Annotated in this window: 15 protein-coding genes; 4 read left to right on the forward strand and 11 right to left on the reverse strand. The window is 52.6% G+C overall.

Annotation, left to right across the window (positions count from 1 at the left end; genetic code table 11):
• Positions 1-12: 12 nt before the first annotated feature.
• Positions 13-510 (forward strand): preQ(1) synthase, encoded by a 498-nt coding sequence (queF, locus tag NYE70_RS19790; RefSeq protein WP_290406887.1) that lies wholly within the window; start codon positions 13-15, stop codon positions 508-510.
• A 49-nt stretch (positions 511-559) separates the two neighbouring features.
• Positions 560-1,528 carry a 2-hydroxyacid dehydrogenase gene (locus tag NYE70_RS19795; RefSeq protein ID WP_211021952.1) on the forward strand — a complete coding sequence of 323 codons (969 nt, stop codon included), beginning with the start codon at positions 560-562 and terminating at the stop codon, positions 1,526-1,528.
• A gap of 88 nt (positions 1,529-1,616) precedes the next feature.
• Here the strand turns inward: NYE70_RS19795 and NYE70_RS19800 are convergent, their stop codons facing one another.
• From NYE70_RS19800 to NYE70_RS19810, 3 genes are all read right to left on the reverse strand, one after another.
• Positions 1,617-1,877 (reverse strand): hypothetical protein, encoded by a 261-nt coding sequence (locus tag NYE70_RS19800; RefSeq protein ID WP_247681749.1) that lies wholly within the window; start codon positions 1,875-1,877, stop codon positions 1,617-1,619.
• 130 nt (positions 1,878-2,007) lie between these two features.
• The gene (locus NYE70_RS19805) at positions 2,008-2,586 is read right to left on the reverse strand and encodes a PadR family transcriptional regulator (RefSeq protein WP_211021950.1); all 579 of its coding nucleotides are present in this window, start codon (positions 2,584-2,586) and stop codon (positions 2,008-2,010) included.
• Between the two features lie 12 nt (positions 2,587-2,598).
• The gene (locus tag NYE70_RS19810) at positions 2,599-4,125 is read right to left on the reverse strand and encodes an MDR family MFS transporter (protein WP_290406890.1); all 1,527 of its coding nucleotides are present in this window, start codon (positions 4,123-4,125) and stop codon (positions 2,599-2,601) included.
• A 214-nt stretch (positions 4,126-4,339) separates the two neighbouring features.
• Between NYE70_RS19810 and NYE70_RS19815 the strand changes: the two genes are divergently transcribed.
• Positions 4,340-5,425, forward strand: a complete 1,086-nt coding sequence (locus NYE70_RS19815; protein ID WP_211021946.1) for a M24 family metallopeptidase — start codon at positions 4,340-4,342, stop codon at positions 5,423-5,425.
• 63 nt (positions 5,426-5,488) lie between these two features.
• Here the strand turns inward: NYE70_RS19815 and NYE70_RS19820 are convergent, their stop codons facing one another.
• Positions 5,489-6,190: a queuosine precursor transporter gene (locus NYE70_RS19820; RefSeq protein WP_213656037.1), complete on the reverse strand. Its 702-nt coding sequence runs from the start codon at positions 6,188-6,190 to the stop codon at positions 5,489-5,491.
• 272 nt (positions 6,191-6,462) lie between these two features.
• Between NYE70_RS19820 and NYE70_RS19825 the strand changes: the two genes are divergently transcribed.
• A complete protein-coding gene (locus NYE70_RS19825) occupies positions 6,463-8,154 on the forward strand; it encodes a methyl-accepting chemotaxis protein (RefSeq protein WP_211021942.1) in 1,692 nt (563 codons plus the stop codon).
• A 57-nt stretch (positions 8,155-8,211) separates the two neighbouring features.
• Here NYE70_RS19825 and NYE70_RS19830 read toward each other — a convergent pair whose 3' ends face one another.
• The 7 genes from NYE70_RS19830 to NYE70_RS19860 form a co-directional block, all read right to left on the reverse strand.
• Positions 8,212-9,741: a cobyric acid synthase gene (locus tag NYE70_RS19830; protein ID WP_341048935.1), complete on the reverse strand. Its 1,530-nt coding sequence runs from the start codon at positions 9,739-9,741 to the stop codon at positions 8,212-8,214.
• A gap of 396 nt (positions 9,742-10,137) precedes the next feature.
• Entirely contained in the window at positions 10,138-10,980 is an 843-nt protein-coding gene (gene cobS / locus NYE70_RS19835) for an adenosylcobinamide-GDP ribazoletransferase (protein ID WP_341047702.1), read from the reverse strand.
• Positions 10,977-11,588: a bifunctional adenosylcobinamide kinase/adenosylcobinamide-phosphate guanylyltransferase gene (cobU, locus tag NYE70_RS19840; RefSeq protein WP_211021938.1), complete on the reverse strand. Its 612-nt coding sequence runs from the start codon at positions 11,586-11,588 to the stop codon at positions 10,977-10,979. The genes cobS and cobU overlap by 4 nt, the downstream gene beginning before the upstream one ends.
• On the reverse strand, positions 11,585-12,673 hold the full coding sequence (cobT, locus tag NYE70_RS19845) for a nicotinate-nucleotide--dimethylbenzimidazole phosphoribosyltransferase (RefSeq protein ID WP_341047704.1): 1,089 nt from the start codon (positions 12,671-12,673) through the stop codon (positions 11,585-11,587). Before cobT ends, cobU begins: the two co-directional genes overlap by 4 nt.
• A gap of 108 nt (positions 12,674-12,781) precedes the next feature.
• Entirely contained in the window at positions 12,782-13,570 is a 789-nt protein-coding gene (locus tag NYE70_RS19850; protein WP_341047706.1) for an ABC transporter ATP-binding protein, read from the reverse strand.
• Complete coding sequence (locus tag NYE70_RS19855; RefSeq protein ID WP_290406894.1) at positions 13,567-14,613, reverse strand: FecCD family ABC transporter permease; 1,047 nt, start codon at positions 14,611-14,613, stop codon at positions 13,567-13,569. Before NYE70_RS19855 ends, NYE70_RS19850 begins: the two co-directional genes overlap by 4 nt.
• Positions 14,610-15,620, reverse strand: a complete 1,011-nt coding sequence (locus tag NYE70_RS19860; RefSeq protein WP_213656030.1) for an ABC transporter substrate-binding protein — start codon at positions 15,618-15,620, stop codon at positions 14,610-14,612. The genes NYE70_RS19855 and NYE70_RS19860 overlap by 4 nt, the downstream gene beginning before the upstream one ends.
• Positions 15,621-15,771 lie beyond the last annotated feature (151 nt).

The following is a 15,771-nucleotide window of genomic DNA, read 5'->3' on the forward strand; positions in this document are numbered from 1 at the left end:
GAGGATATAAGAATGTCAGGAAGACGACCCGAAGAAATGCAAAATGTTAGTCTGTTGGGTAATCAGGGAGTTCAATACCCGATGACTTATGCGCCCGAAATGTTGGAAAGCTTTGATAACAAGCATCCTTATCGGGATTACTTTGTAAAATTCAATTGTCCGGAATTCACCAGCCTTTGTCCGATTACCGGTCAACCCGATTTTGCCACCATTTACATCAGTTATATTCCGGATATCAAAATGGTGGAGAGCAAATCGCTCAAATTGTATTTGTTCAGTTTCCGTAATCACGGTGATTTTCACGAGGATTGCGTTAATATTATAATGAACGATCTGATTAAGCTGATGGATCCCAAATATATTGAGGTATGGGGAAAATTCACGCCGCGCGGCGGAATTTCCATCGATCCGTACTGCAACTACGGCCGTCCCGGATCAAAATATGAAGCTATGGCCGAACATCGCCTGCTGAATCATGATCTTTATCCCGAAAAGGTGGATAATCGTTAATTCATGTTTTGATCACGTTATCGTCCCTGACTTGGAGAGGAGAACGCTCATGAAACCTAAAGTGTTTATTGCCAGAAAAGTTCCTCCTGAAGTTGAAGCTTATCTTGAAGAACATTGCGATTGCAGCAAGTGGGATCAACCTAAGCCCATTCCCCGCGAACGCCTGCTTGAAAGCCTGGGAAATGCTGAGGGGCTCCTCACCTCAGGCGGCAAAATCGACGCAGAGCTGCTGGAACGTGCCCCTCTGTTACGCGCGGTCAGTACGATCAGTGTCGGCTATAACAATTTCGACATTGAAGCGATGAAGGCGCGGCGGATACTCGGTACGAATACGCCCGGGGTGCTGAATGAAACGGTAGCCGATTTGATTATGGCGCTCATGTTGTCCACGGCCCGCCGGATCGCGGAATTGGACAAGTATGTAAAGGATGGCCGCTGGAAGCGGGGCGATGACGAGATCTTCTTCGGATTGGACGTCCATCATAAAAAGCTCGGCATTATCGGGATGGGCGGCATCGGAGAGGCGGTCGCACGCCGGTGCAGACTCGGCTTCGGCATGGAGGTGCTTTATCATAACCGTCACCGCAAGCCGGAGGCCGAAGCAGAACTGCAAGCGGAATACCGCACTCTTCACCAACTGCTGAGTGAATCCGATTTCGTCGTGATAATGACGCCGTTGACGCCGGAAACCCGCGGACTCATCGGACAGCCGGAGTTTGATCTCATGAAACGTACGGCGGTGTTCATCAATGCATCGCGCGGTGCAACTGTGGATGAATCGGCTTTGATCCAGGCTTTGAAGAACAAACAAATTTACGGAGCCGGGCTGGATGTATTTGAGCGGGAGCCGATCGAGGCTGACCATCCGCTGCTAACCTTACCGAACGTCGTAACCCTGCCGCATATCGGCTCTTCCACGGAGCATACGCGCCGCGAGATGGCCATGGCCGCCGCCAAAAACCTGGTGTTGGCGCTGCAAGGGCATACCCCTCCGAATGTAGTAAAGGAACTGAGGTAGAGAAACAGAGAAACGAGCATCCCTAAATTCAAAAACTCCCCAAGCTCCATGAATCATGGGCTTGGGGAGTTTTTGGCATTCCGGTAAATTAATCTTCGAATCCCGTATGATACTTCCGTTCGCTGGAAGAGGCGTGCTTCGTCGCTTCCTTGTCCTTCTCCTCGCGGACTTCAAGATTCAAATCCTCGACCGGAATCGGATCGACGTTTTGCTCGCTTTCGAACATATCGAACAAGCTGGGCTGTTCCGTAGGATATTGCTCGGGATGATCCCGGGTGGGAATCTCCCCGGTCTTCGGGGTTTCTTTCGAGCGATCCGGGAAACCGGCATCGTTCCGTTCGTTATCCATGATTTTCACCTCGTCTACGGCTTTGTACTTCCTTTATACCTCAAAACCTTCCGGAATAAACACGGGAAGTGTTCGAGAGTTAAGACGAGAGTAATAGAATCAATCTACAACAGCATTGGAATAGCAGCGCTTAATCCTCTTCCAATAACGGAGAGAAAGCCACCTCGTTCAGGCGCCCCGCCTCGGTATCTTCCAACAGCCGGACCAGCCAGGCGAGCTCGGTTTTGGCATGTTCATATCGCCCGGCCATTAAATGCAGAACGCTCCGCGGCACTGTCCCCTTATGCTCGCAATACACCTGATAACAGTAATTCACGTGATGCTCGGCCTCCCGTACCCGGTCCCGGAGAATAGCGGCGATCTTCTCGCGGTCCCCTTTTCCGGCAAACACCAGGGCGATGTACATCGGATGAAAGGGAATATCCTCCTCCTTGAACCGGTCCAGCAGCAGCTTGTGAAAATAAGCCCTCCCCTTGTCCGTAATCCGGTAGACCGTTTTGTCCGGACGGGTGTCGCTTTGTATGGTTTCCACCGCTTCGATATACGACTGTTTCGCCAGTTGATCAACAGCATAATAGAGCGAACCGATTTTGAATCTGCCCTGGAAATCCAGAAAGCGGTCCTTCATCCGGCTCCGGATTTCATAAGGATGCATATCCTCTTCCATCAACAAACCGAGAATGCTTAGACGGATCGATAAAGCTTGCATATCAAACCGTCCTCAAACACGCTGTTTGGACACTTCGGACGCCTTCGCCTTAGCTACCATCCGGTCGTTTGGCATCGCGATTACGACGAGTACGGCCAGAACGGCCGGAATCAACGCCCACATGAAGGTATGACCGATGGAAGTAGCCATCGCATTCGTCAATTTATCCAAAATATCCGGCGGAATCAGCGCCCGCTTCTCGGGAGACAACGCTTCCCGGGTATCCCCAAAGGCTTGGCCTGCCTGGCCCATTTCCTGAAAGGCCTCCGCCATATTGTTCGCCATCAGATTCCTCTGTACAATGCCGAAGATCGTAATCCCCAGCGTCATGCCAAGCGATCTGAGAAAAGAGTTGGTCGAGGTTGCCGCACCCCGTTTGCGCATATCGAACGGATGTACCGCAGCCATGCCAAGCACGGAAAAGGAGAATCCGACGCCAAATCCGGTCAAAATGCTATAGAGCGTCAGAAGCATCCGCGACGAATCGCCGCTCAGCGTACTGAGCGCAAAAATGCCCGATACGAAAAAGACGACGGAGATGGACATAACGCCCTTGTAAGACAGTTTTGAAGTCAACATCCCGCCCATCATACTGCCTACGACGGAGCCGATCATCATCGGCATCAGAATGAGGCCCGAGTTAGTAGCACTTCCCCCGAATACGCCTTGCACATAAATCGGAATATAAACCGTAGCCACGATAAAGACACTGCCATAGAACAACGCCAACAGGCTGCTTGTCGCATAAAGCCGGTTCCGGAACATATCAAACGAAATGATCGGCTCCTTCGCTCTTGTTTCCGCAACCAGGAAAACTACGAACAACAGCGCAAACCCGGCAAACAGGCCCAGAATGACCGCCGAATCCCAGGCGTATTTCTCTCCGCCGAGTTCCAGCGCGAACATCAAGCAGACGACAGCACCAACCAGCGTAAACGCACCGCTCCAGTCGATCTGCTGTTTGGCATGCGTAAGCGATTCTTTATAGAACATAATGATCAGCACCAGCGATACGAGACCGATCGGTACATTAATGTAAAATACCCAATTCCAGCCGAGCGAGTCGGTAATATAAGCGCCGAGCAGCGGACCGAATATGCTGGAGGTGCCGAAGACGGCCCCCATCAGCCCTGTCATTTTCCCCCGTTTCTCCACGGGAAAAATATCATAAATAATCGTGAACGCAATCGGCATCAGCGCCCCGCCGCCGATCCCCTGGATCGCCCGGTAAATGCTGAGCTGCACAATGCTTCCCGCCATCCCGCACAGGATTGATCCGATCAGAAACATAATGATTCCGAACAGGAAAAACCGCTTTCGTCCGTACATATCGGACAGCTTGCCGAAGATCGGCGTACCTGCCATGACAGCCACCATATAGGCGGAGGTAACCCAAACGAATTGCTCCATTCCTCCAAGCTCGGAAACGATCGTTCCCATGGCCGTCGTTACAATCGTATTATCCATGGCCGACATCAGGATGCCTAACATGAGGCCGATCAGAATAAATTTGGTGTAGTCCTTTTTCTCAGCAGCCATTCTTGGCCCCCCTTGTACCTATTCAAATTTGAATACCTATTTTATTTTAGTGAATATTGATAAAAAGTAAACATTTTTTGAAAAATCAATTCCGATTTATTGTAATTGCAATCAGCTGCCGTTCAACATTGTCCCTTTGAGGCAACTTTTTTTTCTTTCCGGGAAGGTGTAGCCTATAATATATAGGAACAGAGTAAGAAAGGAAGTATTCGACATGAATGAACATTGGTCAGGATTAGAACAAAGCATGCGGCAGCAAGGGATTCAAACGCTGCTCATTACCGATCCCAAGCATGTATATTATTTGACGGGGTTTTTGAGCAATCCGCATGAACGGTTTCTGGGGATTCTCTTCCAACCCGGCAATGAACCGATTTTGGTGGCCCCCGCTCTTGACGAAGAGGCGGCGCGCGCAGCGACCGGAAATATGGAGATCATCACCCACCTGGATACGGATAACCCTTATCTTTTGTTAAAAAATAAGCTTCACGCTCCGGTCGGAACTGTCGGACTGGAAAAAGAAAACCTCACGGTAGCCCGCTTCGAACAGCTTCAAGAGTCGCTGGGCTTCACTACATATCACGACGTGGGGCCTTGGCTCCGTGATATGCGCGTCCGAAAAACGGCCGGGGAGATCGGCAAAATACGCCATGCGGTCCGGCTCATCGAGGAAGTGCTTCAGGAATCGCTCAAGCAGGTAAAAGAAGGCGTATCCGAGAACGAACTCGTAGCCGAAGTGGAATACCAGATCCGCAAGCTGGGTGCGGACGGTCCATCCTTTGATTCCATGGTGCTGTCCGGCGAAAAAACGGCGCTGCCCCACGGAGTTCCAGGAGAACGCAAACTTCGCCGCGGCGATATGCTCATGTTTGATATCGGCGTATATGCCTCAGGATATGCGTCCGATATAACGCGAACTTTCGCGTTCGGCGAGCTGACTGAGGAGCAGATCCGAATCTATGAGACCGTGCTTGCCGCGAACGAAGCAGCGATTGCGGCTATCCGTCCCGGCGTCACTTATGCGTCCATCGATAAAGCTGCCAGAGATGTCATCGAGAATGCCGGGTATGGCCAATATTTCATTCATCGGCTGGGCCACGGACTTGGCATTGATGTGCATGAATTCCCTTCGGTTCACGGGCAAAACGAATACCTGCTCAGCGAGGGCAATGTATTTACGGTGGAGCCCGGAATTTACGTTCCTGGCGTAGGCGGGGTGCGTATCGAGGACGATTGTCTCGTAACGGATACCGGCGTGGAAGTATTGACGAGCTTCCCCAAACAGCTGACGTATCTGTAATCTATAGGCCTATAAAAGAAAACAAACCTCCGGCTATATTGAATAGCCTGGAGGTTTGTTGTTTTATTGCGGAGCTGTTGACGGCTCGTCTTCTTCGTGGCGGAAATTCCGGGCGATATACAGGAATGGAGTCCCCGCCGCCGTCAGGACGAATTTGAACACATACGTCGTCAGCAGAATTTCAAACCAGACTTGGAGACTGTACTCTCCAATGAAAGCGATCGAGCAGAAAATCACGGTATCCACGAACGAACTTACCATCGTGCTGCCGTTGTTTCTGATCCACAACTGGTTCCTTTTCGGATAAAACTTCCGAATCCAGGCGTACAGTCGTACGTCAAGGAACTGGCTGACGAAATAAGCGGTAAGGCTGCCTAGGGCAAGCCGCGGCATCAGGCCAAAGATCGTCTCGAGCGAACCTTGGGCGATATCGGTCTCCTGAGGCTGGAAGGCAAGGACCATCTGCATCAGAATCGTGGTCATGATCAGCGTAAAAAATCCGAACCAGACCGCTTTTTTCGCTTCCTGTCGCCCGAATTTCTCGTTGAGCAGATCACTGGTCAGATACAGGCTGACATACATCGTGTTGCCGAGCGTCATGACGATGCCGAACATCTCCACCGTCTTAACGACTTGAATGTTGGCTACGACCGTAGCCACGCCGATCCAGGCATAAAGACCCTTTTTTCCGAACAGCTTGTAACAAAGCAGAAAAAAAGAAAAGTTGACAAGCATATAAAATATGCCCCATCCGATGTTGAACAAACAGAATTCCTCCTAGTTTTGATTACGCGGGATGGTTACGAACCGCGGCCGTGAATTAGCACAGCAAGTCCCAAGATACCATATCTCCGCTCAAGATTCTACCCCTAACATTCCGCTCAATTTTGAAAATGAAAAATAATGAAAAACATCATTTTCAAAAGCCGACTTTTTCTATAGAATAACAATAATGAACACCGGTCAAATAAGACCTGAGGCGCACCATACTGTATAGAGAGAACTAAACAGAAAATTAGGATACGGGGAGGATTTCCATGTTTAAGACGAAACATTCCATTAACCGCAAATTCATGTTCACGTTTGCTGTCGTCATCATTTTGTCATCGGTATTGTTCAGTACCAGCTTCTTAGTTGTTTCCATGGGAATCATCAACAAGAACGTTCTACCTCAGTTCGACAAGGTGCTTCAGACCAGTTCAAAAGACATATTCAAAAATCTGGACACAACCCAGGCTCTCCAGTTGCTGAAGGGTAAAGAAAATTCCCGCTTTGTCGTGGAATCCTACCTTTCGGACAAAGTGGAAGAATATCAGTTACATACCGCTTACATTCTTGATTTGCAGAAGGATAAAGCGACGGTCATCGGCGTAAACGAAAACTCCAAGATGAAGATCGGCGATTCACTGGCCATCCAGGAAGCCATGCTTGCCGCCGAATCCAAAGGGAACGCCAGAATCAGCGAATTGTATTCCGACCAGTTCGGCTCCCATAAAACCGCCTACATAGCTCTTCCCGGCAGTACGGCCCTTCTGGCCGTCGGTATGGATGCAACATTTATCGAGGAAAAAAGAACCGAAATCTACTGGATTTGCTTCGGGATCTCAATCTTCGTTATCGCCGTCGGTATGATCGTCGCCTACCTCAACAGCCGGAGAATCACCAACCCGATCAAGAAGCTCGCCGCTGTTACGGAAAAGATGGCGCAAGGCGATTTTCGCGAACAGATCGACATCGTCGCCAAAGACGAAGTGGGACATCTGGCAGACAGTTTCCGGACGATGACCGCTCAGCTCAAAGAGATGATCGGGAAAGTGCTGGAGACCTCCCAATCCGTCGTCAACGGATCGGATCAACTGCTTCATTCGACCGCGACGTACAAAGAACTTACTGAAAAATCCGGAGCGGCTACACTTGAAATTAAAGAAGGCAGCTACACTATCGCTTCCACCGCAGCCGAGAACGCCCGGGCCATGGAAGAAATCTCGCAAGGCGTACAGCATATTGCCACCTCTTCCGCGGAAGTCTCGGAAAAGATCGGCCAGGCCTCGAAAGAAGCCGGCTCAGGCAATGAGCTTGCCAAGACCGCCGTCGAGCAGATGAAACAGGTGGAGCAAGCGGCCATTCAATCCCGGGATTCCATTGCCGTACTGAACGAACGGTCGGAATCCATCGCCAGCGTAGTGAGCGTCATTATGGAAATAACCAAGCAAATCAACATTTTGGCTTTGAATGCCGCGATTGAAGCGGCTCGCGCGGGCGAGCACGGCAAGGGCTTCGCCGTCGTGGCCGAGGAGGTCCGCAAATTAGCCGAACAATCCCGAAACGCCACGGATCAAATCGGAGAATACCTGCTCAGCATCCGGGAAGAGGCGGTAAATTCGGTAAATGCCATGGATCATGTCAGCGAAGAGATCAAATCGGGCAGAGAGCGGGTCAACCAGGCCAGCTTAGCTTTCGGGCAGTTGACGGATTTGATTTACAACATCAACATGACCATCCAATCGGTCTCCGCTTCCACCCAGGAAGTGTCCGCCGGAACCGAGGAGGTCACCGCTTCAGTGGAAGAGGCCGCGAATATTACGGCAAAATCGCTGCAAAGCATCGAAGAAATCGCTAATTATTCCGGACAGCAAATCTCCGAAACGGAAATCCATTCCAAGACGGTACAGGCGCTGTTTGATCAGGCTTTGACTTTGAAGGCGTCCGTCGAAAAGTTCAAAATGTAACAAGTGCAAAAAGACGTATCCCTGTTATTTAGGGGATACGTCTTTTTTGATTCTAGCCTAATTACGAATCAATTCGTAAATCCGCTCCATATCCAAATGCCGGCTAACGTGGTCGGCCAGCCGGTCAAAAGCGGCTACTTTACGCGACTCCGCTGAAATCTCCGAGGTCAGCGGGGACAGCCTTTTATCCTTGCGGACGGAATTCAGCCATGTCCGTCTCCATAAATCATTTTGGAACAAGCCGTGTAAATACGTTCCGAAAACCCGACCGTCCGGCGTAGCGCAGCCTTCATTCCGCCCCGTCCCGTCTTCCTCCCGGATTCGGAAAACGGGCACGGTCTCCTTCTCATGGACGCCGCATGTTACTGTCCTTCCGGAGTGAATTTCATATCCGCTGATAGAAATGTCTCCGGTCGGACGCCCCGCAAAGTCTTCATCATTCATGAAGGCTGTTCCGGTTACACGAACGGTCGTCTTACCAGGGATAAAGGTCGTCGCGACCGGCAGCCAGCCAAGCCCTTCCGCATGGCGAGGTACGGACGATTCTACAGCAGCCGGATCATGAAGCTCCGCGCCCAGCATTTGATAACCCCCGCATATACCGACAAGCCTGGTATGCGGCCGCGTTGCCATCATTTCCGCAATCCCTTCGTCGAGTCCTTGCTCCCGCAAATATTCCAGATCCCCGATCGTATCTTTGGAACCGGGAAGAATGATGACATCCGGCTCTCCCAATTGAGATAATTTCTGCACATACCGGAGGGAAACATCGGGCTCGGCGGCCAAAATATCAAAATCGGTGAAATTCGATAACCGGGGATGGCGAATTACAGCGATGTCCAGGTCCTTGCCCGGTATAGGCCGGGTCGGATACGAATCCAGAACCACCGAATCCTCGGCTTCGACATCCAGGTCCGGCATAAACGGCAACACGCCAAGCACCGGTATGCCTGTCCGATGTTCCAGCCATTCCAGCCCCGGTTGCAGCAGGGACAAATCGCCCCGGAATTTGTTGATCACGAATCCCTTCACCCGGGCCCGTTCTTCCGGCTCCAATAGCTCCAGGGTCCCTACAAGAAACGCGAACACGCCGCCGCGGTCGATATCCCCTACGAGGATGACGGGAGCATCCGCCCATCCGGCGAGATTCATATTGACGATATCCCGGTGCTTCAAATTGATTTCAGCCGGACTGCCGGCGCCTTCCATCACCACGATATCGAATTGCCGGCGCAGGCGTCCCAGTGCCTCCATCACCAACGGCTTGGCAAGCGGCAAGAAATTCTCCCGGTACCCCGCCGCGCTGAGATCGCGATAAGGCTTACCATGAACGACGACCTGCGAATGCATCTCGCCCGTTGGCTTTAGCAAGATCGGGTTCATATCCGTCGTTGCCGGAATGCCGCAGGCGTCCGCCTGTATGCCTTGGGCCCTACCGATCTCCTTGCCGTCCGGGGTTACGTACGAGTTCAAGGCCATATTCTGCGATTTGAACGGGGCCGTGGAATGCCCGTCTCGCGTAAAAATGCGGCATAGCGCCGTGACAATCACGCTTTTGCCCACATCCGACGCTGTACCTTGCACCATCAGAACTGCGCCTTGCGGACTGGTTACCGCCTTCTCCGCTCTCAATTCGTCACCTGCCTCGGCATCCGCAATTACTTCGGCCGATTCCGCCGTCATTTTGATTTCGGCCCTTGTCCCCGCATCGTCCCACACTCGCTCACTCATCCCATCGCCTCCCTTCCAGTAAAAAGATATCTCTCGCGCTCATCTAAAACATGCCCGTTATGTGTTTAACTCTAACGGACATGACGGACGCTTAGCGCCCTAAATTTATCATTTTAATAATCTAAAGGACACAGCGGCCGTTATTTTGCGAATTTCTACCCTAAACTACCTGTTCATCCCTAAATAACAGCTCTGATGTCCGTTAGCTGTTGAAAGCAGCGTTTTTATAAGAGTTAAGGTCTCTTATGTCCGTTAGCAGAAAAAAATGACCGCAACAAGCAGCAGCAAAGCTTCCAGGCCTTCATTCAGAGCTCCGTATATATCTCCTGTAAGTCCGCCCAGCCTTGCGCTGATTTTACTCGCGGCCAAGGAGCCCGCAGCCAATGTCACTAAAGGGGCGGCGGCAAAATACCCCCCGATCAGCAACCAGAAACCCATTCCGCCGGGAGCACTGCCGGATATAACTCCTGAAATTAGCCCGTTTGCAGTTCCGGCTATTCCGAGACCGGCGCCGGTCAGCAGCAGGGCCAACAAGGTAGCGATGGCCATGTCCTTTGTGCCGAGCCCGCGAAACCGTCCGGCCAATCCTTCCCCGGCCCGCGCGGTCGGAAAGCGGTGCATGGCCCAGGCCATAAACCACCGGCTCCAGACGGGTGCCGTCAGCATCGCTGCGGCCAATGCAAATCGGCCGGAGTCCAGGAGCGATGAAATCAGCGTTACTTTGAACAGAAGCAGTAGCACGCAGGCCAACACCCCCATCGCGCCGACCCGGCTGTCCTTCATGATCTCCAGCATCCGCTCGCGAGAGCGGTAGCTAAGGAGAGCATCCGCTGAATCCATCCAGCCGTCGAGGTGCAGGCCGCCAGTCAGCCACACCCATATGATCAGCGCCGCTGCCGCTGCAGGCAGGGACGGAATCGCCCAGCCGGCAAGTCCTCCCGCCAATGCTACGGCAAGGCCGATCGCTGCACCGACCAGCGGGTAATACTTGGCGCTGCGCCTTAAAAGTTCCGGCGAGAAGTCCAGCTCGGCCTTCACCGGAAACCGGGATAAAAATTGAAAAGCGGCCAAAATCGGCCGTCCTTTTTGACTCATAATTTATACTCCCTGCTTTTGAGCTCTATGGCGATACCTGCGGTAACCAGAAACACCTGATCGGAGATTTCGGCCATCTTCCGGTTCAAAATTCCGGCCCAATCACGGTATTTACGTCCAAGCGGATATTCCGGCACGATCCCGCTTCCAACTTCATTCGTTACCATCACTAAATGGCCGCTATAACTCTCCACGGCTGAAACAAGACGGTCCATTTCCTTTTGCACCGCATGATCGCTGGCCATTCCATCTCCGTTCGTATCACCGTCTTCCGGCATAAGCATCACGTTTGACAGCCACAACGTCAGACAGTCGATCAATACCACCGGGGCTAATGCTTCCCCGGTTTGAGCCGTGGCAGGGATAATCCCCCTTTGACCAGACGTTCCTTCCAGCAAGTCAGCTACATGGAGCGGCTCCTCTAACGTGGACCATTGGAACCCGCTCTCCTCACGCTGCAGCCGGTGATGTGCAATACGCTGTCTCATCTCCGAATCGAAGGCTTGGGCGGTTGCGACGTATAACCCGGAATCGCCATGCTTCATGCACCATTTTTCAGCAAATGCACTCTTTCCGCTGCGGGCTCCGCCGGTAACCGTGACGATCATATCTGCGACTCCCCGGAAGACCCCGCCTGATCATTTCCCGATGAAATTCCCGCGCTTTCAAACGTCGCCATCTCCGTCATAATCCGGCAAGCCGCATCCACCAGATGCAAAGCGAGTACGCCTCCCGTCCCTTCGCCGAGCCGCATGTCCAGATGAAGCATCGGCTCCAGGCCGAGCGCCTTCAGCAGATGAACATGTCCCTGCTCCTGCGATACATGGGATGCGACCATGTAATTCACCGATTCTGGAGCTAATCGCTCGGCAGCCAACGCCGCTGCGCCGGAAATAAACCCGTCCAAAATGACCGGGCAACGATTTGCGGCAGCGCCCAAAATAACACCCGTCAATCCTGCGATTTCCAGGCCGCCTACTTTGGCAAGCGTATCTATCGCATCCGACGGGTCGGGACGATTGCATTCCAATGCACGTTCAACGACCAGAACTTTATGGCGCATCCGTTCTTCGTTGATTCCGGTTCCCCGGCCGACCGTTTCCAGGGAGGAGACCCCGGTAAACGCGCTCATAAGCGCGGCGCTGGCCGTCGTATTTCCGATGCCCATCTCACCCGTTACAAAGCATCTTATCCCTCTCGATACGGCATCTTCCACGATATCCACCCCGGCCATTATAGCGGCCTCGGCTTCTTCGCGGGTCATAGCCGGGCCGGATACCATATTAGCCGTGCCGAAGCGAACCTTCCGCGAGATGAGATCCGGATGTTCCAGCTCCGCATTGACGCCCACGTCGACGCACATGACTTCCGCCCCCGCTTGGCGGGCAAGAACATTTACTGCCGCGCCTCCGGAAAGAAAGTTGAGCACCATCTGCGGTGTCACCTCAGCTGGAAATGCGCTGATCCCTTCCTCGCATACGCCGTGATCGGCAGCCATGACAACCACGCCGCGTCCCGGGAATTTCGGCTGCATCTCGCCTGTAATCCCCGCCAGCTTGACCGCCAAAGCCTCAAGCTTGCCAAGACTTCCCGGCGGTTTGGTCAAACTGTCCAAATGTGCTGCCGCGGCTGCCGAAGCCGCAGGATCCAACGCTCGCACCGATCCGGCTATATCCTTAATAGAGCGACTCATCCAATAACCCCTCTCTTCTTCTCGCCTATGATTCTTTTATACCATTCTACCATTCCTGCCCGGCAGGAAATACAAAAAAGCCCTGACAATTAATCGCCCGCTTCGGACTCAGCCGTTCTTGGCATCCTTTTGCAGCAGCAATTGCGGAACCCCTGTATCAGGATGGGCAACAATATGGGATTTGACATCAAATACGGATTCCATCGTATCGGAATTCAATATTTCCGAGGGAGCGCCTATGGCCACTAATGAACCCGCATTCAGGACCAGCAGGCGATCGCAGTAAAGGGAGGCGAGATTCAAATCATGCATGACAGAGATGACCGTTAATCCTTCTTCACGCTGCCACCCCGCGACAAGCTCCATAAATTGCTGTTGATAGCGAATATCCAAATACGTCGTCGGTTCATCCAGCAGAACTACCTCCGGCTGCTGCGCCATTACCTTTCCCAGCGCGGCCCGCTGCCTCTGTCCGCCGCTCAGGCTGCTGAGCTGACGATCCGCCAAGTCCCCGAGCTCCAACCTGTCCATTATGCTCTGCATCAGCTTCTCCGCATGTCCGTCCTTCTCTCTGCCCCGCCAGTCCAGAAACGGAAACCGCCCCATTTCGATCACTTCGCGCACGGTAAAAGAAACCGGAGGAAGCCCATCCTGCTGCAATACGGCCAGCTTCCGGGACAACGCCTTTCTGTTATAGGATGCTATGGGTTGACCGGATAATGAGATCCCTCCATGATCCGGGGCTTCGATGCCGGAAATCAGGCTCAGCAGCGTGCTTTTGCCGCTTCCGTTCGGACCGATAACCCCCCAGAACTCGCCGGGCTCAACCTTCCAGCTGATCTCTTTCAGCGCATGGAGACGGCCATACGATTTAGCGGCGTTTTGGACCTCGATCATCGCATTTCCCTCTCTCTCGCTTTTTTCTTCCTATATAACAAATAAGCAAAAAACGGCGCGCCGATAAAGGCCGTAATTACGCCGAGCGGTATTTCCGTTGGCGCAAGCAGCGAACGGGCCGCGAGGTCGCTCCACATCATGAAGATCCCGCCTCCAAGCGCGGACAACGGGATGATGAGACGATAATCGGGTCCGGTAACCAGCCGGATCATATGAGGAACGACTAGCCCGACAAAGCCGATAACTCCGGAAACGGAAACAGCCGCTGCCGTCATCAACGTGGCCACGAGCAGAACGGCCAGTTTCGTCGATTCCACGTTCAGTCCGGAATGTGCCGCTTGACGTTCACCTAAAGCCAGCAGGTTCAATGAACGCGAGCGGCTCCAGAGATAAAGTCCGCCAAGTATTAAATATGGAAGCAGGATGGCCGTATACGACCATCCTCGAAGACTCAGGCTTCCCATTGTCCAATACAATATTTCGTTGACCGTCCTTTTCGACATGGCCGTAAGAAAAGAAACGACCGCCCCGAGAAAGGATTGCATCACTACTCCCGACAAAATCAGGCTTTCGATCGGTATTTTTCCATTCTCTCTCGCCAGCCACATCACGATCCACAGCGTTGCCGCCCCCGTCAGGAAAGCGACTACCGGCAGCGTGAATATCCCCAGCAAAGAAAACTGCCAACCGAAAAAGATCAATACGGCCGCGCCTACCGCGGAACCCGAGGATACGCCCAACGTGAACGGATCGGCAAGCGGGTTGCGGAGCACCCCTTGAAATGCGGAGCCCGCGACGGCAAGCGAAGCTCCCACCAACAGGCCGAGCAGTACGCGCGGCAGGCGAACCTGCATCACGATTTGCTCCGAAGCCACGCTCCAGTCAGGCTGAATCCACCGCCCGAGACCGGGCAACTGATGGAGCAGGATACGAGCGATTTCCCCGGCAGGCAAGTGAACGGAACCGAACCCGATGCAGATCAGCAGTGAGAATATAAGCAATCCTAGGCCGATAAATCCGTAACCTGCCAGCCTGGTCCTCATGGCTGAATCAGGTCCGGATAGATCGCTTTAGCCACTTCAATCAAACCTTGGGTTACCCGTGGTCCCGGCCGGCTGAGCAAATTGTCGTCCATTGCCACAATGCGATCTTCCTTCACGGCCGTGATCTGATCCCATCCCCCGCGGCCTTTGATAATCTCGGCTAACGTCCGGTTGTTCTCATCTACGACGCTTTTCGCATATAAAATAACGTCCGGATTTGCCTTAATAATATTCTCTTCGTTAATTTCGCTCCAGCCGGTAATGTCGGATGCCACATTTTCCCCGCCTGCAACCTGAATCATCTCATCCATAAACTCTCCCTTGCCTACCGTCCAGCCTGGAGAAAATTCGATATATACCTTTTTCTTTTGATCAGCCGGCAAAGATTTCACGGCCTCGGTCACTTTATCCAATTCGGCCTGCATTTGTGCGGTTACTTCGTTTGCCTCTTTTTGATGATCGGTGATCTCGCCGATCGTCCGGATATTCTCCATCACGCCGTCAATCGTCTTCGGATTGGAGCGGTATACTTTCATCCCCAGGTCGCTAAGGCTCTTGACCGTATCTTCACCGATCAGGTTCCCGGCAAGCACAAGGTCAGGCTGAGCCGCAACTACAGCTTCCACATTCACCTGGAACCCGCCCATTCTTGGCTTGTCCTTTACAGCTTCCGGATAATCGTCATTATCGGAAACTCCGACCACCTGCTCATCCAGACCAAGCGCGAACAGCCCTTCTGTCTCCGATGGCGCCAACGATACGATCCGCTGCGGTGCGGATTCAAACGTAAATTCCGTTCCGAAAGCATCCTTTACCGTAAGCGGATAAGAAGTCTGCTGCCCTTCCTGCTCCGGCGCGGAAGTTTCGTTATTTTGACTCTGTTCCGTTTGTGACGTATTGCCGCTATTATCCGCCGCGTTATTCTTTCCGTTTGTACCGCAGCCGGCCGTAACTAGCAACAACAGCGCCAGCAGCCAAATCCCCCAAATCTTAGTCCATTTCTTCATTTTGTCCCTCTCCTTCGGGTTTCTTTATTAAGAAACGCCTTAACCCTAGCGAAGCCCTATTATTTAAGAAAAAAACCCATCCTGAGCGGATGGGTTACGTCTACAAAGTCATATCGGAGGCCTTGGCTTAATGGCTTGACTGCCCTAGCGG

Source organism: Paenibacillus sp. FSL R5-0407 (assembly GCF_038009185.1).
In the GTDB taxonomy this organism is placed as follows: Bacteria; Bacillota; Bacilli; order Paenibacillales; family Paenibacillaceae; genus Fontibacillus; species Fontibacillus vini.